Here is a 26,430-nt window from a genome sequence, read left to right as displayed (position 1 = left end):
GGTTCGGGGGGATCGGCGGGGCTCGGGGGGATCGGCGGGGGCTCGGGGGCTCGGCGGCGGTCAGACCTCGCGGACCTCGAAGGAGTCGAGGACGAACTCGGCGCCCCACGCGTCCCCGGTCTTCCGCAGCCCCACCCACGCCTCGCCCGCGCCGGGCGCGGTGAACTCGTACTCCCAGCGCGTCGGCGCGGTCGCCACCGGGACCGGCACCCGGTCCAGCTCGCGGTCGTCGACTCCGGTGACCCAGGCGTACTGGTCCGGGCGCTCGTTCTGGTAGCGGAAGGCGACCCGGTAGCGGCGGCCCGGTGCGAAGCGGACCAGGTGCCGCACCGTCCGGTAGACGAGCCCCTGGTTCTCGCCGCGCGACTTCAGGGACTCGGTCCCGTCGATCACGTCGTCGATCGCCTTCCCGTTCCATCCGCGCTGGGTGTACGGGGCGTTCCGCTGCGCGATGTGGGTACGCGGGTCGGTGGCGCCGCCCGCGTCGCCCTTGACGAAGACGCCCCAGCCCTGCGGGACGTTCTCGAAGTCCTCGTACACGACGGTGCCGGGCCGCACGCAGGGGCGGCCGGGGACGACCCGGACGTTGTCGAAGCGGACCCGGGCGTCGCCCGCCGCCGCCCGCAGGGTGAGATGGACCGGGCCGCCGCCCTCGGGGACGGTGAACCAGGTGAACATCCGCTGGAAGCGGGTGCCGTGCTTGCGGTCGGCGGCGACGTGGTTGACGGCGGTGGAGATGTCGGTCCAGTTGACGGCTTCGACGCCGTCGGCGGTACGGACCTCCAGGGCGGCCCGGCGCAGCTCGCCCGCCCGCTCCCCCACCTCGACCTGGACGGAGGCCGCGTACGTGCCGGGCTTGAGCCGGCGCAGCCGCTGGCCGACCGCGCAGGCGGCGCCCGCGCCGATGACCAGTTCGTGGTCGCCGAGGGGGCTGCGGACCACCGACGCCGGGCCGCTGACCTGCCAGCCGTCGAGCGTGCCGGAGGAGAAGCCGGGGTCGTGCAGCGGGGTGCCCTGCCCCCACCGGGGCTCGGGCCGGGGCACCGACCGGGTGCGGTGGACGACGTACGGCTGGTCCGGCTCGGCCTCGACGGTGATCCGCCCTGAACGGACCGGGAGAGTCCGTTCAAAGACCCTGCCCTGGTCGGTGAGGCGGAAGAGCGCGACGGACGAGCGGCGCTCCCAGCCGCGCGGCAGCCGCCAGGTGGTGGTGCCGCCCTCCGGGTTGTAGTGGTAGAGCCGGGAGGGGTCGCCGGCGCGCCTGGGCTCCCACGGGAGGAGGTAGGTGCCGCCCTCGTAGACCGTGCGGCCGTCGGTGACGATGGTCCGCGTGCCGCCGTGGTCGTGGACGGAGGTGGGGCCGAAGAAGGTGATCTCGTGCTCGCCCCAGCTCTTGACGGGGTGGGCCTGGAGGTATTTCGCGGGCAGGGACTCGGTCCAGATCAGCCGGTAGAAGACGGTCCAGTCGGTCTTGCCGACCCAGCCCTCGAAGTTCCCGGTGCGGGGGATGCCGAGCAGGGTGGGCCACTTGTCGGCGAAGACGTCCTTCTGGTGGTTGCGGATGAACCGGATGAGCTTCGAGTTGATGCCCCGGGAGGTGTCGGGCCCGTAGTCGGTCTCGGTGGCCCAGTGCGCCCAGAGCGCCGACCGCTCCAGGCCGTGGCCCCACTCGGTGGTGATCTGCCAGCCCTGGGCGCGCAGCTCCCGCTGGAGCCGGTCGGAGGTCCAGCCCGACTCCCGGAAGACGTCGATGTAGAGCGTGTTGAGGGCGGGGTGGGTCTCGGCCCGCAGATCGGCGAAGCGCCGGACGACGTCGCCGCTGACGAGGTCGCGGCGCTGGTCGATGCGGTACGACTGGTCGAGCCAGTCCCACTGCTCGTTGTCCTTGTCGACCAGGGTCTCGGAGAAGGCGTGGGCGACGGGGTAGGACTCGGTGCAGTTGACGTGGACGCCGAAGTCGCTGTTCCAGCGGCTGCCCTCGCGCAGCAGGGTGTTGAGGTCGGCGAGGCCGCCCGCGCGCTTGTTGTGGTTGCCCGCGTAGTCGGGGTGGGCCGAGTCGTGCCCCTCCGACTGGTAGCCCTTGAGGAGGGTGTACTGCCGCAGCCCGTCGGTGGCGAGATGGATCCGCTTCACCTGGTCGAGAGTGGCCAGAAAGGGGTTGGTCGCCTGCGACGCGAAGTTGAACGGAATGTGCGGAACGACCCGCAGATGCTGTTCGTCCCAGCCGAGGGGGTCGACCATGATGTCCCGGAAGGCGATGGCGGCGTCCTGCCAGTCGACCACGCCGTCGTCGTTGCGGTCGCCGGTGATGACGACGGTCGCGTACGGGAGCGGCTCGGTCGCGCCGGCGGGGGCGGTGGCGGCCCGGTGGGTCCACTGGCCGGGGACGAGCTGGGCCCGGACCCCGCCCTCGCCCGTCGTGACCTGGCGCCAGAGCCGCCCGTTCTCCCAGGTGGTGCCGTCGGCGCCGGAGGGTTTGTCCCAGACGGTGTTGGTCTCGATCGCGCCGCCGAGCCGGTCGTGGGCGACGACGGCGTAGGCGCAGCCGGTCGGCCGGGCCTCGGCGGGGGTGTCGGGGGTCAGTGCGACCAGGGTGTCGCCGTCGGCCGCCTTGTCGAGGTGGATACGGGCGGCGTGGAGGGTGGCCCCGGGCTGGTCGGCGCGGACGGAGAGCAGGGCGAGATCGGGGATCCGGAGCGTGCCGACCCGCAGGGCGTCGGTGTCGGCGATCCGTGTGACGCGCCAGTGGACGACGCTGTCGGTGACCCGGATCTCGACGTCGATCTCGGTGGGGCCGAAGGAGAGGGTGTACGCGGCGCGGTCGGCGCGGATGCGGGCGGCGACACCGCCGGGGGTGCGGGCGACGGAGTCGATCAGTACGGACGTGATGGGCCGCTCCTGCCCGTACAGGACCGCCCCGGTGGCGCGGTCGGTGTACGAGACGACGCGCGGGAAGCCGCTGTCGACCAGGACGTCGAGGGTGGCGGAGCGCAGCCGGGCGGTCCTGGCGGGGGCGGCGAGGGCCTGCCCGGCGGTGCCGAGCGCGGTGCCCGCTCCGGCCAGGGCGGTGGCCGCCACCACGGTTCTGCGGCTCGGGCGGGCATCGTTCGCGTCCACGCGTCTTCTCCTCCGGGCAGGTCCTCGTAGGAACAATCTGCGGGTGGAGGCGGGTGGGGCCCATGGACAAAGCAGGGGCAGGTGTTGGACTTCCGAGGAGTTCGGGGGGGGCTCCTGGGAGGTCCGGCACCTGCCCCTGCCGGTGGGCGGTGAGTGGTGGGCCTGGGGGCCGGGCGGTCGCGTCAGCGGGCCGCCCGGCCGTCAGCCGTTCACGTTCACGTTCACCTGCGCGTCCGGGTCCGGGTCCGGAGCCGGATCAGCGTCCGGGTCCGGGGCCGGGTCAGCGCAGGGCGGCGGCCGTGGCCTTGATCTCGGCGGCGAAGTGGGAGACCTCGGCGTACACACCGGGGTAGTTCGGCCGGGCGCAGCCCTGGCCCCAGCTCACGATGCCGACCTGGATCCAGGCCCCGGCGTTGTCGCGGCGGAACATCGGGCCGCCGGAGTCACCCTGGCAGGTGTCGACCCCGCCCTGGGGGAGGCCCGCGCAGATCTCCTCGCTGTCGACCAGCTCCGGGTAGGAGGAGGAGCAGGAGGCGTCCGACACGAACGGGACGGTGGCCTTCAGCAGGTAGCGCTGCTGCGGGCCGCCCTCGCGGGCGGAGCCCCAGCCGGCGACGGTGAAGGTGCCGTTGTCGTAGGCGCTGGTCTCGGCGATGTTGAGGGTGGGCAGGTTGATCGGCTGCGCCAGCTTGATCAGGGCCCAGTCCTTGCCGGTGCCGTTGTACCCGGGGGCCCGGTGCACATAGGTCGACCGGACACGGATGGCCGCGGAGCTGTTGAGGTCCACGACTCCGGCGGTGGCGGTGATGCCCGTGTTGGGTCCGGTGGCGGGTACGCAGTGCGCGGCGGTCAGCACGATCTGCTGGGTGAGCAGGGAGCCACCGCAGCCCATGGAGAGCCGGACCATGAAGGGGAACTCGCCCTGGGCGGCGCGGGTGCCGCCGACGACCGGCGGGGTCGGGGAGGACGAGGCGGCGGCCGAGGCGGAGGAGGGCTGGAGGCTGATGGCGGCGAGCACGACCGCACCGGCGGCGGCGCACCTCTTGAGCGTACGGAGAAGCTTCAACGGATCGCCCTTCGTGGGGGGTGGAAGCATCGGGCCGACGGAGACATGACAGGGTCGGCGGACCCGCCATCTGACATGAGCCCGACAATCTGATGATCGGGATTATGGGGAGCGGGTGACCCGGGCCACAAGGAGCGTTTTTCGGCCAGGGGGATGCGGGGGTACGGGAGAGGGCGCCGCGACAGCGCCCCGGACGGCCCCCGGCGGACCCGGCCGGACCACCCGTCAACACCGCGTCCGCCCGGGTGATTTCGGGGTTCCGGCGCCCCTTCGCCGTACAGTGGAACGGGCCCGGCCGTCGTTCAGGGGGTGCGGAAGATGGTGGCGCGCGGGGGTGACGGCGATGTCGTGCACGGCTATCCGCATCTGGACACCGTGCGCGCGGCCCTCACCGCGCTGTACCGGCGGCTGAGCCCCGACGGGGTGCTCGCGTACGGCCTCAGCGTGCCGCCGGTGGACGCCGCCTTCGACGACGGGGAGGACCTGCACCTGGGGGCGCAGCGGGTGGCCGGTGCGCTGGCGCGGCATCTGCGGCTGCCCGAGGCGCGGATGATCGTGAGCTTCCGGGAGATGCGGCACGCGGCGAGCGTGGAACTGACGGCCGGACCGGAGTACTTCATCGAGCTGAACGACCGCTTCCGTACGCATCGGCGGGACATCGGCGCGGCGCTGGCCCACGAGATCACGCATGTGCTGCTGCACCGGCTCGGCCTGTCGTTCCCGGGCACCCGGGACAACGAGATCCTCACCGACACCGCGACCACCTATCTGGGGGCGGGCTGGCTGCTGCTGGACGCCTTCCGCGAGTCCCGGGTGAGCAGCCAGAAGCTGGGCTATCTGACGCCGGAGGAGTTCGGCTACGTGCTCGCCAAGCGGGCGCTGGTGTTCGACGAGGACCCCTCGCCGTGGTTCACGAGCCCGCAGGCGTACACCGCGTACACCAGGGGGCGGAGCCTCGCCCTGGCGGATCTGCGCCGGCCGCCGCTGGCCGGGGCGGGCTGGGCGGACCGGCGCCGCTACGCCCGGGACAGGGGGCGTGCGGCCGGGCGGGACGACCTGGGCTACGCCTTCGAGCGGGGGGACGGCGGGCCGTGCGTCTCCTTTCCGTGCCCCACGTGCCGGCAGCGGATCCGGGTTCCGGTACGGGGGCGGGTGCGGGCGCGGTGCGGGCTCTGCCGGTCGCTCCTGGAGTGCGACACCTGAGCGGCCCGAGCGGTGAGTCGAGTACGGGGCCGGGGCCGGGGGCATGGGGCTCCTCATGGCGGTCCTCATGGGGGTCCTCATGGGGGTCCTCATGGGGACGGGGGTCGGGTCCCGTAGACCGGAAGGGGCGGCTCCGCGCGGGCGAGCAGGGCGCGGGCGGCGGCGCCGGCGCCGGCGGGGGTCCAGTGCGGACCAGGGCCAGGGCCGGGGCCGGGACCGGTGGCCGGGCCGTGAGCGCGGGGAGTCCTGGCGGTGGGTCCGTCTGGCCTGGGGGCCCTGGCGGTGGGTCCCGGCCGCCAGCCCGTCATGACGGTGATCCGGTCCGCCTCCGCCTCGAAGACCCTCCCGGTGACGCCGGCGCAGTCGGCGGAGCCCAGCCACACGACCAGCGGGGAGACGTCCTCGGGCCGGGCCGTGAGCCCGGCGAACGCCTCCTCGGTCATCCGGGTGCGGGCGGCCGGGGCGATGGCATTGACCTGGACGCCGTACGGGGTCAGCTCGGCCGCGGCGACGAGGGTGAGCGCGACGACGGCGGCCTTCGCGGCGGCGTAGTTGCCCTGGCCGACGCTGCCGAGGAGGCCGGCGCCGGAGGTGGTGTTGACGACCCGGGCGGCGACCGGACGGCCCGCCTTCGCCTCCGCGCGCCAGTGGGCGGCGGCGTGCCGCAGGGGGAGGAAGTGGCCCTTGGCGTGCACCCGGAGGACGGCGTCCCAGTCGTCCTCGGCGAGGTTGACGAGCATCCGGTCGCGCAGGAAGCCGGCGTTGTTGACGAGGGTGTCCAGCCGGCCGTAGGCGTCCAGGGCGGTCGCGACGAGCGAGGCGGCCCCGGCGCCGGTGGCGATGTCGCCGGTGTGCGGCACGGCCTCGCCGCCGGCCGCGCGGATCTCGTCGGCCACGGCGTGGGCGGGGCCCACCGACGCGCCCGCGCCGTCCAGGCCCGTACCCAGGTCGTTGACGACGAGCCGGGCGCCCTCGGCGGCGAAGGCGAGGGCGTGGGCGCGGCCGAGTCCCCGCCCCGCGCCCGTCACCACGACCACCCGTTCCCTACAGATTCCGGCCATCTCATGCCTCCTTGTCGGCGGTCCGGTCGACGGTCCGGGCGGCCGCCGTACCGGGCGTCCCGGCCGTACCGGGTGTCCCGGACGCTCCGTTGGCCGTCGCGGCGTCGAGGAAGGCGGGGCGTTCCCCGCCACCGTGCAGATGGAGCGCCGCTCCGCTGATGTACGCGGCGCGGCCGGAGGCGAGGAAGACGGCGGCCTCGCCGACCTCGTCCGGTTCGGCGAGCCGCCCGAGGGGGACGGTGCGGCCGACGGCGGCGGCCCCGGCCTCGTCGCCGTAGTGCGGGGCCGCGGCCTCGGTCCGGACCATGCCGAGGACCAGGGTGTTCACCCGTACCTCGGGAGCCCACTCCACGGCCATGGAGCGGGCCAGGCCCTCCAGCCCGGCCTTGGCCGCGCCATAGGCGGCCGTCCCCGGTGACGGCCGTCCGCCGCTGACGCTGCCGACCATCACGATCGAGCCACCGGTGGCTCGCAATAGCCGGTACGCGGCGATCGACGCGGTGAGCGGAGCGATGAGATTCAGCCCGATCACCCGGGCGTGCCGGGCCGGGCCGCCCTCGGCGAGGGGGCGGAAAGGGGTGCCGCCCGCGTTGTTGACGAGGGTGTCCAGCCGGCCGTACCGCCGGGCGACGGTGGCGAAGAACTCCTCGACGGCGGCGGGGTCGCGCAGGTCGACGGCGTGGAAGTCCCGGTGGCCCCCGCCGCCGGGCCACGGGGCGTCCGGATCGGGGTCCGGGGGGCGGCGTGCGCAGACCACGACCCGGGCGCCCGCGCGGCGGAAGGCACCGGCGATGCCCGCGCCGACACCCCGGGTGCCTCCGGTGACGACGACGACCCTCCCGTCCAGCTCCATCCGCTGCTACCTTCCACCTAACAAACGTTTGGTGGAAAGGTAGCTGATGCGCCCATGGGTGTCTCCACCACGGCACCGGCCGACGGCGTCCGACTCGTCACCGCCGACTATCCGCCCGTCAACGCCCTTCCCGCGCACGGCTGGCACGCGCTCGCCGACGCGGTCCGGGCGGCGGGCCGCGACCCGTCGGCCCGGTGCGTGGTACTGGCGGCGGCCGGGCGCGGCTTCAACGCGGGGGTGGACCTCAAGGAGATCCAGCGGGACCCGGGGCACGGGGCGCTGCTGAGCGCCAACCGGGGCTGCGCGGAGGCGTTCGCCGCCGTGTACGAGTGCGAGGTGCCCGTGGTCGCGGCGGTCCAGGGCTTCTGCCTGGGCGGCGGGATCGGCCTGGCGGGCTGCGCGGACGCGATCGTCGCCGCCGACGACGCGGTCTTCGGCCTGCCGGAGCTGGACCGGGGCGCACTGGGCGCGGCCACCCATCTGGCCCGGCTGGTCCCGCCACAGCTGATGCGGACGCTCTACTACACCTCCCGGACCGTCACCGCCGGGGAGCTGCACCGGTACGGCTCGGCCTGGCGGGTGGTCCCGCGCGCCGCGCTGGCCGCGGCCGCGCTGGAGCTGGCGTCCGAGATGGCCCGCAAGGACGGCACCCTGATCCGGCTGGCGAAGGCGGCGATCAACGGCATCGACCCCGTCGACGTGCGCCGGGACTACCGCTTCGAGCAGGGGTTCACCTTCGAGGCGGCGCTCAGCGGGGTGGCGGGGCGGGTGCGGGGCACGTTCGGCGGGGGCGCGGGGCCGCCCGGGGCGGCGGGTTCCCGTACCGACGGGGCTCCGGCGGACGGTTCCGGGGGCGGGCTCCCGGCGGGCGGTTCACGGGCGGCCCGGCCCGGGGCCGGCGAGACCCGGGTGGACGACTCCCGCACCGGCAGCACCCTGGCGGACGCCTCCCGTGGCGGGCCCCCGGCGGCCGAAACCGGGGCGGGCCACTCCCGTACCGGCGGGACCCCTGTGGACACTCCCGGGCACAGGCACCCGGTGGGCGGGCCCGGGGCAGCCGGAGCCCGAAAGACGCCCCGGGCGGAAGGCTCGCGTACCGACGGGCCCCCGGCAGAGGGGACTTCGGCGGACGGATTCCGGGCAGGCCGGCCCCGGGGCGACGAGACCCAGGTGGACGACTCCCGCGCCGGGCCCAGGAGCGAACGGCCTTCGCCGGGCCACCCCGCTACCGGCGGGCAGCAGACGGACGGGGCCCTGACCGCCGAGCCCCGGGCAACCGGGACCCGGGAGGGGCCCCAGGCGGAAGACTCCCGCGCCGGCAGCACCCTGGCGGACGGCTCCCAGGGCAGACCCCCGGCGGACGGGACACCGGCCGACGGGCCCCGGACGGACCGGCCCCGGGGCGACGGTCCCCCGGGGGGCGGGGCTCGTACCGACGAGCGCCGGGCGGGCGACAACCGGGACGGGTCCGGAACCGACCGTCCCCGGACCGACGGACACCAGGAGACGCCCCGGGCGGAAGGCCCCCGTATCAACGAGCCCCCGACGGACGGGACTTCGACGGACGGTTCACAGGCGAGGCGACCCCGGGCCGACGAAACCCCGGTGGACGACTCCCGCGCCGGGCCCGGGAGCAAGCGGCCCCCGCCGGACCACCCCGGTACCGATGGGCAGCAGACGGACGGGGCCCTGACCGCCGAGCCCCGGGCAACCGGGACCTCGGAGAGACCGCAGGCGGAAGACTCCCGCACCAGCAGCACCCTGGCGGACGGCTCCCAGGACGGGGCCCCGGCGGACGGAACCCGGGCAGGCCACTCCCCTACCAACGGGACCCCTTCGGACGATCCCGGGCACAGGCCCCCGGGGGACCGGGCTCGCACCAACGAGCGCCGGGCGGGCGACAACCGGGACGGGCCCGGGAACGACCCGCCCCGGGCCGACGGGATCCGGACGGACCGCCCCCGCGCGGACGAGCCCCGCACCGATGCGCCCCAGGCAAAGCACCCCCGTACCGGCGGACAGCAGACGGGATACCCGGCGGGCCGCTCCCCCGCCGTCAGGCACACCCGCGGCGAAGGGAGTGCTCCGTGAGGGACAAGACCATGACCGCCGACGAGGTCGCCGGGCGGCTGCGCAGTGGCATGACGGTCGGGATCGGCGGCTGGGGTGCCCGGCGCAAACCCATGGCGCTGGTCCGGGCGCTGCTGCGGTCGCCCGTCACCGATCTCACCGTGATCTCCTGCGGCGGCCCCGACGTCGGCCTCCTCGCCGCCGCCGGCCGGATCCGCCGGCTGGTCACCCCCTTCGTCACCCTGGACTCCGTACTGCTGGAACCGCACTACCGGGCGGCCCGCGAGGGCGGCACCCTCGCGCTCACCGAGATCGACGAGGCGATGTTCCTGTGGGGGCTCACCGCCGCCGCCAACCGGCTGCCCTTCCTGCCGGTACGGACCGGCATCGGCTCCGACGTCATGCGGATCAACCCGGAGCTGCGCACGGTGACCTCGCCCTACGAGGACGGCGAGGTCTTCGTCGCCGCGCCCGCGCTGCGGATGGACGCGGCGCTGGTGCACCTCAACCGCGCCGACCGCCGGGGCAACGCCCAGTACCTGGGCCCCGATCCGTACTTCGACGACCTGTTCTGCGAGGCGGCGGACGACGCCTACGTCTCCTGCGAGCGGCTGGTGGAGGACTTCGCCGCCGCGGTACCGCAGACGCTGCTGGTCAGCCGGCACTCCGTCACCGGCGTGGCGGAGATTCCCGGCGGCGCCCACTTCACCTCCTGCGTACCGGACCACGACACCGACGAGAGGTTTCTGCGGATGTACGCGGCCACACCCTGGGAGGAGTTCGCGGGGCGCTTCCTCCAGGGGGACGAGGACGACTACCGGACGGCCGTCAGGGCCTGGCGGCAGGAGGGGCGGCCATGAGCGGGGAACCCGGCGGCGCCGCGGCGCGCACGATCGCCCCGGCGGGGCAGGTGTCCCGCGCCGAGTACTGCGTGGTCGCCTGCGCCGAGGTCTGGCGCGGCGCGGGTGAGGTGCTGGCGAGTCCGATCGGTGCGATCCCCGCCATGGGGGCGCGGCTCGCCCGTGCCACCTTCGCCCCCGAGTTGCTGCTCACGGACGGCGAGGCCAGGCTGCTCGACGCCGGCGGAGGGACGGAGGGCTGGCTTCCGTACCGTCGTCATCTGACGCTGGTCACCGGCGGGCGGCGGCACGTGATGATGGGCGCGAGCCAGCTCGACCGCCACGGCAACCAGAACATCTCCTGCGTCGGCGACTGGGAGCGGCCGACCCGTCAGCTGCTCGGGGTGCGGGGGGCGCCCGTCAACACCCTCAACCACCCGGTGAGCTACTGGATCCCCCGGCACTCGGCGCGGGTCTTCGTCCCCCGCGTCGACCTGGTGTGCGGTGTGGGCTACGACAGCGCGCGGGCGGCGGGCCCCAGCGCCACCCGTTTCCACCGGATCCACCGGGTCGTGTCCGACCTCGGGGTCTTCGACTTCGACACCCCCGGCCACGCGATGCGGACTCTCTCGCTCCACCCGGGGGTGACGGCGGCGCAGGTCCGGGAGGCCACCGGTTTCCCCCTCGACGTCCCGGACGACGTGCCGTGCACCCGCGAGCCCACCGCCGGGGAGCTGGAGCTGATCAGAGGGGTCATCGATCCGCAGGGGCTCCGGGACCGCGCCCTCGGGGCCCGGCCGTGACCAGGGAGGCAGGGGGCGGGATGGAGACGGCCCTGACCCGGCTCACCGGCGTGCGGCACCCCGTCGTCCAGACCGGGATGGGCTGGGTGGCCGGCCCCCGGCTGGTCGGCGCCACCGCCCGCGCGGGCGGGCTGGGCATCCTCGCCTCGGCGACGATGTCCGTGGACGAGCTGCGGCGGGCGGTGCGCGAGGTCCGCTCCCGTACCGACGCCCCCTTCGGGGTCAATCTCCGCGCGGACGCCGACGACGCCCGCGACCGGGTGCGGGTCCTGACCGAGGAGCGCGTACGGGTCGCGTCGTTCGCGCGGGCGCCGTCCCGGGAGCTGATCGCCGAACTGAAGGACGCGGGCGTGGTGGTGATCCCGACCGTCGGGGCCCGGCGGCACGCGGAGAAGGTCGCCGCATGGGGCGCCGACGCCGTCATCGTGCAGGGCGCCGAGGGCGGCGGTCACACCGGCGAGGTCGCGACGACCGTCCTGCTGCCCCAGGTGGTGGACGCCGTACCGCTCCCCGTGATCGCCGCCGGGGGCTTCCGGGACGGCCGGGGACTGGTCGCGGCCCTCGCGCTGGGCGCCGCCGGCGTCGCCATGGGCACCCGCTTCCTGCTCACGTCGGACTCGACGGTCCCCGACGCCGTGAAGGCGCGATATCTGGCCGCCGGTGTCCGGGATGTGACGGTCACGACGGCCGTGGACGGAGTGCCGCACCGGATGCTCCGTACCCCGCTGGTCCGCTCGCTGGAGGGACAGGGCCCCGCCCGCACCCTGCTCCGGTCGCTGCGGCACGCGGCCGCCTTCCGCCGGCTGTCGGGCCGTTCGTGGCCCGCGCTGCTGCGCGAGGGGCGGGCGCTGCGCCGGGGCGGGGAGCTGAGCTGGGGTCAGGTGCTGCTGGCGGCCAATACGCCGATGCTGCTGCGGGCCGCGATGGTGGAGGGGCGCGCCGACCTCGGGGTGATGGCCTCCGGGCAGGTGGCGGGCGTGATCGAGGATCTGCCGAGCTGTGCCGAGCTGATCGCGTCGATCATGGCGGAGGCGGAGCGGGTGACGGCGGGACTGCCGGGCCGCCGGGCGGACGGAGCGGATGACGCGGGAGCAGGTGGAGCCGGCGCGGAATGACCCCGGCGGGAGGGCACAGCCGGAGGGGCGGCGATCGCCGGGCCCGGTGCGTACGACGTCCGCAGCCAGGCGACCGTGGGATCGCCCCAGCGCGCGTTCCCGGCAACCTTCTGTCCTTGTCGGTCCCCCTTTTGTCCATGAAGGCGGCCTTCTCCTTCGTATTGCCACCGTATTCCCGCCGCTGTGACCGAAGGTGTTTCCCTGATCACTGATTTCGGCACAATGCCAGTCATGACAACTACCGCTGACACCACGGCAGTCACCCCTCGTGAGCTGTGGACGCTGTTCGAGCCGGTCCACGCCGTCACCTACTTCTCGCCCGAGGCCGTGACGGCCTTCGAGGACGCCGGTCTGCGCGGCTTCTGGCGCGGCTACTTCGCCGGGCGGTCCGCTCCGCTGGGCGTGACGGGGCCCCGGCCGGTCGCCGCGGCCTTCTGCTCGTTCGCGCCGTCGATGGTGGCCCAGTCCCTGCCCGCGGTCTGGGACGTCGTCACCCCCGGGCAGACCCTGGAGGTGCGCAGGGCGGGGGCCCGCGCGGCGCTGGCCCGGCTCCTCGGGGACCAGGAGGAGCGGGTGGCGGAGGCCGCCGGGCTGCTCGCGGAGGCGGCGGAGGCGGCCGACCTCACCGGCCGCCCGCTGGCCGCCGCCAACGCGGCCCTGGAAGTCCCGAAGGACCCGCTGGACCTGCTCTGGCACACGGCCACGGTGCTGCGCGAGCACCGGGGGGACGGCCATGTCGCGGCGCAGGTGGCGGCCGATCTCGACGGCTGCGAGATCCTGGCCCTGCGGGTCGGCATCGACCTGCCGCGCAGTGAACTCCAGCCCTACCGGGGGTGGAGCGACGAGGAGTGGGACGCCTCGGTGGAGCGGCTGGCCGAGCGGGGGCTGCTCACCCCGGAGGGGAAGGCGACGGACGCGGGCCGCGCGCTGCTCACGGAGATCGAGGAGGGGACGGACCGGGCGGCGGCCCGGCCCTGGGCGGGGGTGGACACCGGGCGGCTGCACCGGGCGCTGGAGCCGCTGGCGCGGACGGTGGCACGGACCCTCCGCTTCCCCAACCCGATCGGGCTGCCGGAGCGCTCCGGCGTCTGATCCCGCCGACCGGGCCCGGCACCCGGCGTCAGAGACCCAGAGGCGTCAGAGGCGTCAGAGGCGTCAGAGGCGTCAGAGGCGTTCGACGATGGTGACATTGGCCTGGCCGCCGCCCTCGCACATCGTCTGGAGCCCGAACCGGCCGCCCACCCGCTCCAGTTCGTGCACCAGCGTCGTCATCAGCCGGGCGCCCGTCGCCCCCAGCGGATGGCCGAGGGCGATGGCGCCGCCGTTGACGTTCACCCGTTCCGGATCCGTGCCGGTCTCCTTCAGCCAGGCCAGGACCACCGGCGCGAACGCCTCGTTGATCTCGACCAGATCGAGGTCGGCCGGTTTCAGTCCGGTCCTCCGCAGGGCGTGGGCGGTGGCCGGGATCGGGGCGGAGAGCATCCGCAGCGGGTCCTCCCCCCGGACCGACAGATGGTGGATCCGGGCCCGCGGGGTGAGCCCGTGGTCCCGGACCGCCCGTTCGCCCGCGATCAGCAGCGCGGCCGCGCCGTCGGATATCTGCGAGGAGCAGGCCGCCGTGATGGTCCCGCCCGGCAGCACCGGGGGGAGCGCCGCCATCCGTTCCAGGTCGGTGTCCCGGCGCGGCCCTTCGTCGGCGGTGACCTCCCCGTATGGGACCGTCTCCCGCGCGAAGCGCCCGCCGTCCAGGGCGCGGACGGCCCGCCGGTGCGAGGTCAGCGCGAATTCCTCCTGGTCGCGCCGGGTGATGCCCCACTCGGCCGCGATCCGCTCGGCGCCGTGGAACTGGTCCACCGGCGCGTCGCCGTAGCGGGCGCGCCAGCCCGTACTGCCCGCGAAGGGGCCGTCGGTCAGCCCCAGGGGTTCGGTGGCGCCCAGGGCGGCGAAGGCGATGGGGATCTGGGACATGTTCTGCACCCCGCCCGCGACCACCAGGTCCTGGGTGCCGGAGAGCACCGCCTGCGCGGCGAAGTGGACGGCCTGCTGGGACGATCCGCACTGCCGGTCGACGGTGACGCCGGGCACCTCCTCGGGCAGCCCGGCGGCCAGCCACGCCGTCCGCGCGATGTTCCCGGACTGCGGCCCCACGGCGTCCACACAGCCCATGATCACGTCGTCCACGGCGGCCGGGTCGGCGCCGGAGCGTTCCAGGAGCGCGGTGAGCACATGCGCGCCCAGGTCGGCGGGGTGGACGGCGGCGAGCCCGCCCCGCCGTCTGCCCACCGGGGTGCGGACCGCTTCGACGATGTACGCCTCACCCATGAGGCCTCCTCGGGTCGGCCGGACCGGGTCCGTCACCCGTTCCGGGGAAGGGGAGTGCCGGACCCGGGCGGGCGCCCTCAGGCCCGTACGGCGATCCCGTCCAGCACCATCGACAGGTACTGGCGGGCGATCTCCTCCGGGGTGTGGCCGCCGCCGGGCCGGTACCAGGAGGCGGCCACCCACACGGTGTCGCGGACGAACCGGTAGGCGAGCCGGACGTCGAGGTCGGCCCGGAAACACCCGTCGGCCACCCCGCGTTCCAGCGTGCCGAGCCAGGCGCGCTCGAACCGCTCCTGGGAGACGGTGAGATAGCGGAACCGGGGCTGGGCGGCGAGCTGCCGGGATTCCTTCTGGTAGATGGCGACGGCGGCACGGTGCCGGTCGATCTCCCGGAAGGACTCCGTGACCAGCGCCTCGATGGTCTCCCGGGGGCCGAGCCCGGCGGCGAGCACGGTGTCGTACCCCTCCCACAGCTCGTCGAGGAAGGTGGAGAGGATCTCGTCCAGCATCGACTCCTTGGAGTCGAAGTGGTAGTAGAGGCTGCCGGCGAGCATGCCCGCCTCGTCGGCGATCCGGCGGACGGTGGTCGCGTCGTAGCCGTGGGCGGCGAACACCTCGGCGGCGAGGGAGAGCAGTTCACGGCGGCGCCCGGGGGCGGACGCCCGCTGGGGCTGGGTCTTTCGTTGTGGCACGGCACCATTCTCCGCCTGTCGCGGGGGTGCGGATGACCGCCGGACATGTCGGCCTGTTCTACGGGTGCCGGCTGCTGACGGAGACCACTTCGCCCGTGAGGTACGAGGAGTAGTCGCTCGCCAGGAAGACGATGGTGTTGGCCACTTCCCACGGCTCCGCGTACCGGCCGTACGCCTCGCGGGCGGTCAGGTCGGCGAGGAGTTCGGCTGAGGTCACCTTCACCAGGTGGGGGTGCATGGCGAGGCTGGGCGCGACCGCGTTGACCCGTACCCCGTACGCGGCCGCCTCGACGGCCGCGCACCGGGTCAGGGCCATGACCCCGGCCTTGGCGGCGGCGTAGTGGGCCTGGCCGGCCTGGGCGCGCCAGCCGGCGACGGAGGAGTTGTTGACGACCACCCCGCCCCGGCCGCTCTCCCTGAAGGCGCGCAGGGCGGCGCGGACGCAGCGGAAGGTGCCGGTGAGGGTGGTGTCGAGGATCCGGTGCCACTGCTCGTCCGCCATCTCGACCAGCGTCGCGGTGCCGCCGAGGCCGGCGTTGTTGACGACGATGTCGAGCCCGCCGTGTTCGGCCGCCGCCCGGGCGAAGAAGGCCCGTACCTGCTCCTCGTCGGTGACGTCGCAGGGCTGGGAGCGGACCCGGTCGGCGCCGAACTCGGCGGCCAGCGCCCGGCCGGTGGCGCTCAGGCGGCGCTCGTGGACGTCGCCGACGAGGACCCGGGCGCCCTCCTGGAGGAATCTGCGGGCGGTCGCGCCGCCGATGCCCGATCCGGCGGCGGCGGTGATCGCGGCGGTCCGTCCGATGAGCAGTCCGTGTCCCGGTACGGGCCGGGCCGCCGTGCGGTCGTACGGATCCGCGCCGCTTCCCGTGCCTGCGCCGCTCACGCCCCCGGCCCCGTCCCCGCCCGTCGTGGCCCTGTCGTCCGTCACGGCCCCACGCTAACCTACCAAACACTTGTTAGGGAAGGATGGGCGTACCCATGGATCTGGACCTCTCCCCCGGCGACCTGGCCTTCCGGGACGCGGCCCGGGAGTGGCTGGCCCGGCATGTGCCCTCCGAGCCGCTGCCGTCACTGGAGACCCGGGAGGGGTTCGCGGCCCACCGGGCCTGGGAGGCGGAGCTGGCGGCGGACCGCTGGTCGGCCGTGTCCTGGCCCGGGGAGTACGGGGGACGGGGCGCCGGGCTCGTCCGCCGGCTGCTCTTCGAGGAGGAGTACTGGGCGGCGCGCGCCCCCGGCCGGGTTTCGCAGAACGGGATCACCCTGCTCGCGCCCACCCTCTTCGAGCACGGGACGGCGGAGCAACGGGCCCGGGTGCTGCCGCCGATGGCGCGCGGCGAGGTCGTCTGGGCGCAGGCGTGGTCGGAGCCGGAGGCCGGTTCGGACCTCGCCGCGCTGCGCTCGCGGGCGGTGCGCGCGCCGGGCGGCTGGCTGCTCAGCGGGGTGAAGACCTGGTCGTCGCGGGCCGCCTTCGCCGACCGCGCGTTCGGGATCTTCCGTACGGACCCGGCGGCGCCGAAGCCGCACCAGGGGCTGACGTATCTGATGTTCGACCTGGCCGCGCCGGGGGTGACGGTCCGGCCGATCGGGCGGCTCGACGGGCGGCCCGCGTTCGCCGAACTCTCCCTGGACCGGGTCTTCGTACCGGACGCGGACGTGATCGGGGAGCCGGGCCGGGGGTGGCGGATCGCGATGTCCACCACGGGGCACGAGCGGGGGCTGATGCTCCGCGCCCCGGGGCGGTACCGGGCGGCGGCGCGGCGGCTGGTGGCGGCGTGGCGGGCGGCCGGCTCGCCCGCCGGGGTACGGGACCGGGTCGCGGACGCGGTCGCCGGGGCGCGGGCGTACGAGCTGTTCGCGTGGGCGGAGGCGGCCCGGGTGGCGGAGGGCGGGGCTCCGGCCGGCCGGTCCAGTCTGAACAAGGTCTTCTGGTCGGAGTACGACATCGCCCTCCACGAGACGGCGCTCGATCTGCTGGGCGAGGGGGCCGAGTTCGCCGACACGGCGTGGGCGGAGGGGTACGTCTTCGCGCTGGCGGGTCCGATCTACGCCGGGACCAACGAGATCCAGCGGGACATCGTCGCCGAGCGGCTGCTCGGCCTGGAGAGGGACCGCCGCTGATGCGTTTTCTGCCGACGGAGGAACAGACGGCGTTCGGGCGGACGCTGGCGGAGCTGCTGACGGCGGCGCGGGTACCGGCCGTGGCGCGCGCCTGGGCGGCCGGGGACCCGGCGCCGGGCCGTGCGCTGCTGGAACGGCTGGCGGCCACGGGGCTCTTCGCGCTCGCGGTACCGGAGGAGCACGGCGGGGCGGGTGTGCTGCCGGTGGAGCTGGTGACGGCGTTCGTGGAGCTGGGGCGGTACGCGGTGCCGGGGCCGGTGGTGGAGACGGCGGCGGCGGGCACCCTGCTCACCGGCGCCGCCACCGGCACCGGTACGGCCGTCGGGGAGGCGGTCGGGCGGCTGGTGGCGGGGGTGTCGTCCGGTGCGCCGGTCACGCTGGTGCTGCCGGGCGGGAGCGGGTACGCGCTGGATCCGGACGTGTCCGAAACGGTACTGGTGGTGGAGGAGGCGGGCCCGGGCTCCGGGGTGCTGCGGGCGGCCCCCGGGCACGGTCCGCTGCGGATCTCCGCCGATCCGGTACGGCGGCGGGCGCGGCCTGCCGCCGGGGGCGCGCTCCTCGCCTCGGGGCCGGGGGTGGTGCGGGCGGCGGCCCGCGCCGGGGAGCTGGCCCGGCTGCTGACCGCCGCGCAGTCGCTCGGGGTGGGTCTCGCGCTGCTGGAGCGGACGGTGGCGTATGTGCGTCAGCGCCGCCAGTTCGGCCGGCCCGTCGGCTCGTTCCAGGCGGTACGGCACCGGCTCGCGGATGTCCTGATCGGGCTGGAGTTCGCCCGTCCGCTGGTGTTCGGGGCGGCCGTCACGGGGGCGCGGGGCGACATCGCGGCGGCGAAGACGGCGGCGGGCGAGGCCGCGTACGCCGCCGCGCGGGCGGCCCTCCAGGCGCACGGCGCGATCGGGTACACGGAGGAGCTGGATCTCGCGCTGTGGCTGCGCAAGGCGCGGCCGTTGCGGGACGCGTGGGGGACGCCGTCGGTGTGCCGGGGGGTGGTGCTCGACGCGTACGCGGCCGACCGGGCCGAAGCGCCCGGCTCGGCGGGGTGACCGGCCGGCCCCCGTACGACCCGGGCCGGCCGGTGTCCCGGGCGCGGCCGGCCAGGGCCTCAGGCGCGGCTCCGGGTCACCACCGGCTCCCCCGGCTGCCACCGGCCGACGATCAGCCGGTCGCCCTCGACCCGGGTGCGGACCACGTCGGTCAGCTCCACCCGGAAGAGGTGGAAGGGCAGCGGGTGGGCGACGGCGGCCGCGTACGCCTCCAGCACCGCCGGATCGGTCACCTCCACCGCCCGGCCGGAGATCTTGACATCGCCGCTCTCCGGGAGGCCGTCCGCCAGGGACTCGTCGTCCCCGGGGTTGGCGTGGACGGCGAGACGGGGATCCCGGAGCAGGTCACGGGCCTTGAGGGAGCCGGGCATCATCCCGAGCCACAGCTCTCCGTCGCGGAAGTCCACTTCCAGACCGCTCACCCTCGGCGAGCCGTCCTTGCGGAGGGTGGCGAGCACATGGTGGCGGTGGCGGGCGAACCGGTCACGGACGGCGGTCGCGAGCGCGGGCTCGGCGCGCGCGAAGGCGGCCCAGGAGCGGGCGGGGGTCCCGGTGGTCACGGATACGGAGGCGGGGGCGGGGTTCGTGCTCATGGGTCCATCCCACCGCGAAAAGCAGCCACCTTCTGTCGGAATTTCCGGCGGCCTTCCGCACGGGCCTTCATACGTTGCGGTCCCGCCGGGTGGTGGCGGCCGGCCCGGTTCCCCTCCCCGTGAGTACGTGCTGTGCTGGAGGGAGCGGCGGGGCGAGGCCGCCACCGGCTGCTGCGGCCGGGCCCCGCGGCGGGAGTGGCCCCGGTGGACGGCACGGGCGGCACGGGCGGCACCCCGAAGGCGCCGGCCCGGCGGGCCGGCGTGTGACCCCGTACCCGTATCGACAGGAACAGCACGGGACAGCGGTACGGCGCCTGCCCGGGTCCGGTCGGGGACGCAGCAGGCGCCGTACCCAGTTCCGTACGCCGTTGTACGGGACGTCTGGGCGCGCGCGGCGGGCCGGGGGTCCGGCCGGCCGCGCGACGCGGTCAAGCGGTCAAGCGGTCAGTACGCTGTCGGTCAGACAGTCAGACTGTCAGACTGTCAGTGCACGGTCGGTCGGGCGGATCGGGGCCGGCAGATCGCTGGCTCCGGTGAGGAAGCGGTCCACCGCGCGGGCGGCCGAGCGGCCCTCGGCGATGGCCCAGACGATCAGGGACTGGCCCCGGCCGGCGTCACCGGCGACGTACACGCCGTCGACGTTGGTGGCGTAGTCGTCGTCGCGGGCGACGTTCCCGCGCGCGTCCAGCTCCAGGCCGAACTGCTCGACCAGGCCGTTGGAGCGGTCCGTGCCGGTGAAGCCCATGGCGAGGGTGACCAGCTGGGCCGGGATCCGGCGCTCGGTGCCCGGCTTCTGCTCCAGCTTGCCGTCCTTGAACTCGACCTCGACCAGGTGCAGGGCCTGGACGTTGCCGTCCTCGTCGCCCTCGAAGCGGGTGGTGGAGACGGAGTAGACCCGCTCGCCGCCCTCCTCGTGCGCGGAGGTCACCTTGTAGAGCATGGGGAAGGTGGGCCAGGGCTGGTTCGCGTTCCGCTCCTCGCCCGGCCGGGGCATGATCTCCAGCTGGGTGACGGAGACGGCGCCCTGCCGGTGGGCCGTGCCCACGCAGTCGGCTCCGGTGTCGCCGCCGCCGATGACGACGACGTGCTTGCCCTCGGCGGTGAGCGGCGGGGCGATGAAGTCGCCCTCCTGGACCTTGTTGGCGAGCGGCAGGTACTCCATGGCGAAGTGGATGCCGTTCAGCTCCCGGCCCGGGACCGGCAGATCGCGGGAGACGGTGGCACCGGCGGCGATGACGACCGCGTCGTACCGGCGGCGCAGCTGGGCCGCGTCGATGTCCCGGCCGATCTCCACCTCCGTACGGAACTTGGTGCCCTCCGCGCGCATCTGCTCGATGCGGCGGTTGATGTGCACCTTCTCCATCTTGAACTCGGGGATGCCGTAGCGCAGCAGTCCGCCGATGCGGTCGGCGCGCTCGTAGACGGCGACCGTGTGGCCGGCGCGGGTGAGCTGCTGGGCGGCGGCGAGCCCGGCCGGGCCCGAGCCGATGACGGCGACGGTCTTGCCGGACAGGCGGTCCGGGGGCTGCGGGGTGACGTCCCCGGCCTCCCACGCCTGGTCGATGATGGAGACCTCGACGTTCTTGATGGTGACGGCGGGCTGGTTGATGCCGAGCACGCACGCCGACTCGCAGGGCGCGGGGCAGAGCCGCCCGGTGAACTCCGGGAAGTTGTTGGTGGCGTGCAGCCGCTCGGAGGCGGCGGACCAGTCCTCGCGGTAGGCGTAGTCGTTCCACTCGGGGATGAGGTTCCCCAGCGGACAGCCGTTGTGGCAGAACGGGATGCCGCAGTCCATGCAGCGGCCGGCCTGCTTGCTGATGATCGGCAGCAGGGAGCCGGGGACGTAGACCTCGTTCCAGTCCTTGACGCGCTCGCCGCACGGGCGGGTCTTGGCGACCTCGCGCCCGGTGGTCAGGAAGCCCTTGGGGTCAGCCATTGATCGCCGCCTCCATCATCTTCTCGGTGGTCTCCTGCTCGGAGAGACCGGCCAGCTCAGCGGCGTCCTTGGCGGCGAGCACTGCCTTGTAGGTGGTCGGGATGATCTTGCTGAAGCGCTCGGCGGCGGCGGGCCAGTCGGCGAGCAGCTTCTCCGCGACGGTGGAGCCCGTCTCCTCGTGGTGGCGGCGCACGACGTCGTGCAGCCACTGCCGGTCGGTGTCGGTCAGGGACTCGACGGCGGCCAGGTTGCCGGAGTTGACGTTGTCCCGGTCGAGGTCGACGACGTAGGCGACACCGCCGGACATGCCGGCCGCGAAGTTCCGTCCGGTCTCGCCGAGGACGACGGCGTGGCCGCCGGTCATGTACTCGCAGCCGTGGTCGCCCACGCCTTCCGAGACCACGGTGGCGCCGGAGTTGCGGACGCAGAACCGCTCGCCGGTGCGGCCGCGCAGGAAGATCTCGCCGCCGGTGGCGCCGTACGCGATGGTGTTGCCCGCGATGGTGGAGTACTCGGCGAGGTGGTCGGCCGCGCGGTCCGGGCGGACGATCACCCGGCCGCCGGAGAGGCCCTTGCCGACGTAGTCGTTGGCGTCGCCCTCCAGCCGGAGGGTGACTCCGCGCGGCACGAAGGCGCCGAAGGACTGGCCGGCCGAGCCGGTGAAGGTGATGTCGACGGTGTCGTCGGGCAGTCCGGCGCCGCCGAACTTCCGGGTCACCTCGTAGCCGAGCATGGTGCCGACCGTGCGGTTGATGTTGCGGATCGGGACCTGGGCGCGGACCGGCCGGGCGCTCTCGGCCGACTCGGCGGCGAGCGCGTCGGCGGCCAGCTCGATCAGCTCGTTGTCGAGCGCCTTGGCCAGGCCGTGGTCCTGCTCGATCAGGGCGTGGCGGACCGCGCCCCGGGGCAGCTCGGGCACATGGAAGAGGGGGGCGAGGTCCAGGCCCTGGGCCTTGTAGTGGCGCTCGGCCCGCTCGGTGTCGAGCAGCTCCGCGTGGCCGACGGCCTCCTCCAGCGTGCGGAAGCCCAGCTCGGCGAGGAGTTCGCGGACCTCCTCGGCGATGAACTCGAAGAAGTTGACGACGTACTCGGCCTTGCCGGAGAAGCGGTCGCGCAGCACCGGGTTCTGGGTGGCGATGCCGACCGGGCAGGTGTCGAGGTGGCAGACGCGCATCATGACGCAGCCGGAGACGACGAGCGGCGCGGTGGCGAAGCCGAACTCCTCGGCGCCCAGCAGGGCGGCGATCACGACATCGCGGCCGGTCTTGAGCTGGCCGTCGGTCTGGACGACGATCCGGTCCCGCAGCCCGTTGAGGAGCAGGGTCTGCTGGGTCTCGGCGAGGCCCAGCTCCCAGGGGCCGCCCGCGTGCTTCAGCGAGGTGAGCGGGGAGGCGCCGGTGCCGCCGTCGTGGCCGGAGATCAGGACCACGTCGGCGTGGGCCTTGGAGACGCCCGCGGCGACCGTGCCGACGCCGACCTCGGAGACCAGCTTGACGTGGATCCGGGCCTTCGGGTTGGCGTTCTTCAGATCGTGGATCAGCTGGGCGAGATCCTCGATGGAGTAGATGTCGTGGTGCGGCGGCGGGGAGATCAGGCCCACGCCGGGGGTGGAGTGCCGGGTCTTCGCCACCCAGGGGTAGACCTTGTGGCCGGGCAGCTGGCCGCCCTCGCCGGGCTTGGCGCCCTGCGCCATCTTGATCTGGATGTCGTCGGCGTTGACCAGGTACTCGCTGGTGACACCGAAGCGGCCGGACGCGACCTGCTTGATGCTGGAGCGGCGCTCCGGGTCGTACAGGCGCTCCGGGTCCTCGCCGCCCTCGCCGGTGTTGGACTTGCCGCCCAGCCGGTTCATGGCGATGGCCAGCGTCTCGTGGGCCTCGCGGGAGATCGAGCCGTACGACATGGCGCCGGTGGAGAACCGCTTGACGATCTCGGAGGCGGGCTCGACCTCGTCCAGCGGGATCGCGTCCCGCTCGGAGCGGAAGCCGAAGAGGCCACGGAGCGTCATCAGCCGCTCGGACTGCTCGTTCACCCGGTCCGTGTACTGCTTGAAGACGTCGTAGCGGCGGCTGCGGGTGGAGTGCTGGAGGCGGAAGACCGTCTCCGGGTCAAAGAGGTGGGGCTCGCCCTCGCGGCGCCACTGGTACTCGCCGCCGATGTCCAGCGCGCGGTGCGCCGGGGCGATCCCGGAGACCGGGTACGCCTTGGCGTGGCGGGCCGCGACCTCGCCGGCGACGATCGCGAGGTCCGCGCCGCCGATCTTGCTGGTGGTGCCGTTGAAGTACTTCTCCACGAAGCCCTCGGCCAGGCCGATGGCCTCGAAGACCTGCGCGCCGCGGTAGGAGGCGACGGTGGAGATGCCCATCTTGGACATGACCTTCAGGACGCCCTTGCCGAGGGCGTAGATCAGGTTCCGCAGGGCCTGCTCGGACTCGATGTCCTGGATGAACGTTCCGGCGCGGACCAGGTCCTCGACGGACTCCATCGCCAGGTACGGGTTGACGGCGGCCGCGCCGTAGCCGATCAGCAGCGCGACATGGTGGACCTCGCGGACGTCGCCCGCCTCGACCAGCAGCCCCACCTGGGTGCGCTGCTTGGTGCGGATGAGGTGGTGGTGGACGGCCGAGGTGAGGAGCAGGGAGGGGATCGGGGCGTGCTCGGCGTCCGAGTGGCGGTCGGAGAGCACGATCAGCCGGGCGCCGTCCTCGATGGCCGCGTCGGCCTCGGCGCAGATGGCGTCGATCCGGTCGGCGAGGGCGTCGCCGCCGCCGCTGACCCGGTAGAGGCCGGAGAGCGTGACCGCCTTCATCCCGGGCATGTCGCCGTCGGCGTTGATGTGGATGAGCTTGGCCAGCTCATCGTTGTCGATCACCGGGAAGGGGAGGGTCACACTGCGGCAGGAGGCCGCGGTGGGCTCCAGGAGGTTGCCCTGCGGGCCCAGCGACGAGCGCAGGGAGGTGACGAGCTCCTCCCGGATCGCGTCCAGCGGAGGGTTGGTGACCTGCGCGAACAGCTGGGTGAAGTAGTCGAAGAGCAGCCGGGGGCGCTCGGAGATCGCCGCGATCGGGGAGTCGGTTCCCATGGAGCCGAGGGGCTCGCCGCCGGTCCTCGCCATCGGCGCGAGGATGACACGCAGCTCCTCCTCCGTGTAACCGAAGGTCTGCTGGCGGCGGGTGACCGAGGCGTGGGTGTGCACGATGTGCTCCCGCTCGGGCAGGTCCTCCAGCTGGATCGTCCCGGCTTCCAGCCACTCCTGGTAGGGGTGCTCGGCGGCCAGCCCGGCCTTGATCTCGTCGTCCTCGATGATCCGGTGCTCGGCGGTGTCGACGAGGAACATCCGGCCCGGCTGGAGCCGGCCCTTGCGGACCACCTTGGCGGGGTCGATGTCGAGCACGCCGACCTCGGACGAGAGGACGACCAGGCCGTCGTCGGTGACCCAGTAGCGACCCGGACGCAGACCGTTGCGGTCCAGGACCGCGCCGACCTGGACACCGTCGGTGAAGGTGACGCAGGCGGGGCCGTCCCAGGGCTCCATCATCGTGGAGTGGTACTGGTAGAAGGCCCGCCGGGCCGGGTCCATCGAGTCGTGGTTCTCCCACGCCTCGGGGACCATCATCAGCACCGAGTGCGGCAGCGAACGGCCACCGAGGTGCAGCAGCTCCAGGACCTCGTCGAAGGAGGCGGAGTCGGAGGCGTCGGGGGTGCAGACGGGGAAGATCCGGTCCAGCTCGCCGGCTCCGAAGGCGTCGGTGAGCAGCTGCGACTCCCGGGCCCGCATCCAGTTGCGGTTGCCCTTGACGGTGTTGATCTCACCGTTGTGGGCGACGAAGCGGTACGGGTGGGCCAGCGGCCAGCTCGGGAACGTGTTCGTCGAGAACCGCGAGTGGACCAGGGCGACGGCGGTGGCGAACCGGCGGTCGGAGAGGTCCGGGAAGAAGGGCTCCAGCTGGCCGGTGGTCAGCATGCCCTTGTACACGACGGTACGGGCGGAGAGCGACGGGAAGTAGACGCCGGCCTCGCGCTCGGCGCGCTTGCGCAGGACGAAGGCCTTGCGGTCGAGGTCGATACCGGTGGCGGGCGTCCCGTCCGTGCGGCCGTCGGCGCTTCCGTCCGCGCCTCCGTCCGTGCTCCCGTCCGTGCTTGCGTCGGCCACGAAGAGCTGGCGGAAAACCGGCATGGTGGCGCGGGCGCCGTTGCCGAGCAGATCGGGCGTGACCGGGACCTCGCGCCAGCCGATGACCCGCAGGCCCTCGCCCTCCGCGATCGTCTCGATCCGTGAGACGGCGTCGTCCGTGCCCTCCTCCGGGAGGAACGCGATACCGACCGCGTAGGCGCCCGCCCCGGGCAGCTCCAGACCGCTGACCGCGCGCAGGAACGCGTCCGGGACCTGGAGCAGGATTCCCGCCCCGTCACCCGAGTCGGGCTCGGAGCCGGTGGCACCCCGGTGCTCCAGGTTGCGCAGCACGGTCAGCGCCTGTTCCACCAGCTCATGGCTGGCAACACCGGTCAGGGTGGCCACGAACCCGACGCCGCAGGCATCGTGTTCGTTGCGGGGGTCGTACATCCCCTGGGGGGCGGGGCGACCGTCCATGGGCGACCAGGCGTCGGCACGCATCGGCTCTCCCGTCGTCGTCGTGGCATGGTGATTGCCGAGGGACGACGTTGGCCCTCCGCGGAAATTTCGTGCAGATTACATGATGGGGACAATCTCGGGAAGCGGATTAGTCATTCCAGTATGCGGACACCTTGGGTGACAGTGCGTGGCGGCCGTCGAACAGAATGGGATCCACAGGATCTTCGCAGAGCGGGCTTCATTGCCCGCGGCGCCTTCGGCTCATGCCCCGTGCTCGCGCCCTCGAAACCGGCGACTTACGGCTACCTTTGCGCCCCTCTGCATAGTCTCTCACCTCCGGGCGCGTTATGGGGCCCCGATCCGGGTGCGCCCCCTGCACCTCCCGCGCGCGGAGCCCTCGCCCGGGCGGGGGCGGCCTCGCGCTGCGGGGCCCGCGTCGATGCGGGCGGGGTGCGATCGTCCGGGGTCCGGGGCCGCGTGGCCCGCACCTGCGCGAGGGTGGCCTCGCGCTGCCCGACCCGCGTCGGTACGGATTCCTTGCGCTCGTCCGGGGTCCCGGTGGCCCGCCCGCGTCGGTACGGGGTCCCGCACCCTTCTTCCCCCCCGCCGGGGGTATGGTCCGGCCTCGCGTGGTCCGTGGGCGGGGGTGCAGGGTCGCCCCCGCAGGGGATCGGCGGAGCCCGCCCCGCACACAACCTCGTGAGTACGCTCGCCGACCCCGAGGAGGTGAGCCCGGAGGCCCCGCCAACCCGCACCACCACCCGGGGCCGGGTCGACCCGCACAAAATCTAGCCCCGCCGGCGTTTGAGGCGCGGAGGTTCGGGGGCTGGCCCCCGACGAGGGGCCGCACATGCCATGTGCCCGGGAACCTGTCCGCCCCTGCGGCAACCCGGAAAACTCAGCCTCGCCGACGACGACCCGAGCACATCCAGCCGGTCCGGCGCTTGAGGACGGACCAGGACCCTGCCCCGCCGCACAGGCGAAACACCCCGCAGTGTGCGGGCCCTCGTCGGGGACCAGTCCCCGAAC

Annotated in this window: 17 protein-coding genes and 1 pseudogene; 8 read left to right on the top strand and 10 right to left on the bottom strand. The window is 74.1% G+C overall.

The genetic code is table 11. The annotated features are described in order from the left end of the window. Window positions 1-60: 60 nt before the first annotated feature. Window positions 61-3,117 carry an endo-alpha-N-acetylgalactosaminidase family protein gene (locus SYYSPA8_RS29900; RefSeq protein ID WP_323450513.1) on the bottom strand — a complete coding sequence of 1,019 codons (3,057 nt, stop codon included), beginning with the start codon at window positions 3,115-3,117 and terminating at the stop codon, window positions 61-63. Between the two features lie 280 nt (window positions 3,118-3,397). Next, window positions 3,398-4,213, bottom strand: a complete 816-nt coding sequence (locus SYYSPA8_RS29895) for a serine protease (protein ID WP_323450512.1) — start codon at window positions 4,211-4,213, stop codon at window positions 3,398-3,400. A gap of 288 nt (window positions 4,214-4,501) precedes the next feature. Here SYYSPA8_RS29895 and SYYSPA8_RS29890 point away from each other — a divergent pair, with 288 nt between their 5' ends. Continuing rightward, a complete protein-coding gene (locus SYYSPA8_RS29890) occupies window positions 4,502-5,386 on the top strand; it encodes a hypothetical protein (protein ID WP_323450511.1) in 885 nt (294 codons plus the stop codon). Between the two features lie 89 nt (window positions 5,387-5,475). On the opposite strand, the gene SYYSPA8_RS29885 is transcribed toward SYYSPA8_RS29890, so the two are convergent. Next, complete coding sequence (locus tag SYYSPA8_RS29885) at window positions 5,476-6,447, bottom strand: SDR family oxidoreductase (protein WP_323450510.1); 972 nt, start codon at window positions 6,445-6,447, stop codon at window positions 5,476-5,478. A 1-nt stretch (window position 6,448) separates the two neighbouring features. Further along, window positions 6,449-7,300, bottom strand: a complete 852-nt coding sequence (locus SYYSPA8_RS29880; RefSeq protein WP_323450509.1) for an SDR family oxidoreductase — start codon at window positions 7,298-7,300, stop codon at window positions 6,449-6,451. Between the two features lie 54 nt (window positions 7,301-7,354). On the opposite strand from SYYSPA8_RS29880, the pseudogene SYYSPA8_RS29875 reads away from it, so the two are divergent. The 5 genes and pseudogenes from SYYSPA8_RS29875 to SYYSPA8_RS29855 form a co-directional block, all read left to right on the top strand. Further along, a pseudogene (locus tag SYYSPA8_RS29875) lies at window positions 7,355-8,137 on the top strand (enoyl-CoA hydratase family protein); the annotation flags it as partial. A 1,265-nt stretch (window positions 8,138-9,402) separates the two neighbouring features. Further along, window positions 9,403-10,230: a CoA transferase subunit A gene (locus SYYSPA8_RS29870; protein WP_407706119.1), complete on the top strand. Its 828-nt coding sequence runs from the start codon at window positions 9,403-9,405 to the stop codon at window positions 10,228-10,230. Then, the gene (locus SYYSPA8_RS29865) at window positions 10,227-11,012 is read left to right on the top strand and encodes a CoA-transferase subunit beta (RefSeq protein WP_323450507.1); all 786 of its coding nucleotides are present in this window, start codon (window positions 10,227-10,229) and stop codon (window positions 11,010-11,012) included. The genes SYYSPA8_RS29870 and SYYSPA8_RS29865 overlap by 4 nt, the downstream gene beginning before the upstream one ends. A 20-nt stretch (window positions 11,013-11,032) precedes the next feature. Next, entirely contained in the window at window positions 11,033-12,127 is a 1,095-nt protein-coding gene (locus SYYSPA8_RS29860) for an NAD(P)H-dependent flavin oxidoreductase (RefSeq protein ID WP_323450506.1), read from the top strand. Between the two features lie 231 nt (window positions 12,128-12,358). Beyond that, the gene (locus SYYSPA8_RS29855; RefSeq protein ID WP_323450505.1) at window positions 12,359-13,219 is read left to right on the top strand and encodes an SCO6745 family protein; all 861 of its coding nucleotides are present in this window, start codon (window positions 12,359-12,361) and stop codon (window positions 13,217-13,219) included. Between the two features lie 72 nt (window positions 13,220-13,291). On the opposite strand, the gene SYYSPA8_RS29850 is transcribed toward SYYSPA8_RS29855, so the two are convergent. The 3 genes from SYYSPA8_RS29850 to SYYSPA8_RS29840 form a co-directional block, all read right to left on the bottom strand. After that, window positions 13,292-14,449, bottom strand: a complete 1,158-nt coding sequence (locus SYYSPA8_RS29850) for an acetyl-CoA C-acetyltransferase (protein ID WP_323450504.1) — start codon at window positions 14,447-14,449, stop codon at window positions 13,292-13,294. A gap of 77 nt (window positions 14,450-14,526) precedes the next feature. Beyond that, a complete protein-coding gene (locus SYYSPA8_RS29845; RefSeq protein WP_323450503.1) occupies window positions 14,527-15,141 on the bottom strand; it encodes a TetR/AcrR family transcriptional regulator in 615 nt (204 codons plus the stop codon). Between the two features lie 58 nt (window positions 15,142-15,199). After that, the gene (locus SYYSPA8_RS29840) at window positions 15,200-16,024 is read right to left on the bottom strand and encodes an SDR family oxidoreductase (RefSeq protein ID WP_323450696.1); all 825 of its coding nucleotides are present in this window, start codon (window positions 16,022-16,024) and stop codon (window positions 15,200-15,202) included. Window positions 16,025-16,119: 95 nt separating this feature from the next. Here SYYSPA8_RS29840 and SYYSPA8_RS29835 point away from each other — a divergent pair, with 95 nt between their 5' ends. Both SYYSPA8_RS29835 and SYYSPA8_RS29830 read left to right on the top strand, forming a co-directional pair. Beyond that, complete coding sequence (locus SYYSPA8_RS29835) at window positions 16,120-17,259, top strand: acyl-CoA dehydrogenase family protein (RefSeq protein ID WP_323450502.1); 1,140 nt, start codon at window positions 16,120-16,122, stop codon at window positions 17,257-17,259. Then, window positions 17,259-18,299, top strand: a complete 1,041-nt coding sequence (locus SYYSPA8_RS29830) for an acyl-CoA dehydrogenase family protein (RefSeq protein ID WP_323450501.1) — start codon at window positions 17,259-17,261, stop codon at window positions 18,297-18,299. The genes SYYSPA8_RS29835 and SYYSPA8_RS29830 overlap by 1 nt, the downstream gene beginning before the upstream one ends. A 59-nt stretch (window positions 18,300-18,358) precedes the next feature. On the opposite strand, the gene SYYSPA8_RS29825 is transcribed toward SYYSPA8_RS29830, so the two are convergent. The 3 genes from SYYSPA8_RS29825 to gltB form a co-directional block, all read right to left on the bottom strand. Beyond that, window positions 18,359-18,892 carry a pyridoxamine 5'-phosphate oxidase family protein gene (locus tag SYYSPA8_RS29825; RefSeq protein ID WP_323450500.1) on the bottom strand — a complete coding sequence of 178 codons (534 nt, stop codon included), beginning with the start codon at window positions 18,890-18,892 and terminating at the stop codon, window positions 18,359-18,361. Window positions 18,893-19,367: 475 nt separating this feature from the next. Next, complete coding sequence (locus tag SYYSPA8_RS29820; protein ID WP_323450499.1) at window positions 19,368-20,828, bottom strand: glutamate synthase subunit beta; 1,461 nt, start codon at window positions 20,826-20,828, stop codon at window positions 19,368-19,370. Continuing rightward, complete coding sequence (gene gltB / locus SYYSPA8_RS29815; protein ID WP_323450498.1) at window positions 20,821-25,443, bottom strand: glutamate synthase large subunit; 4,623 nt, start codon at window positions 25,441-25,443, stop codon at window positions 20,821-20,823. Before gltB ends, SYYSPA8_RS29820 begins: the two co-directional genes overlap by 8 nt. Window positions 25,444-26,430: the final 987 nt, after the last annotated feature.

It is taken from the genome of Streptomyces yaizuensis, from assembly GCF_034961445.1.
GTDB classification, from domain to species: Bacteria; Actinomycetota; Actinomycetes; order Streptomycetales; family Streptomycetaceae; genus Streptomyces; species Streptomyces yaizuensis.
Note: the sequence above shows the minus strand (reverse complement) of the source record. Positions and strands in the feature narration are given on the sequence as shown.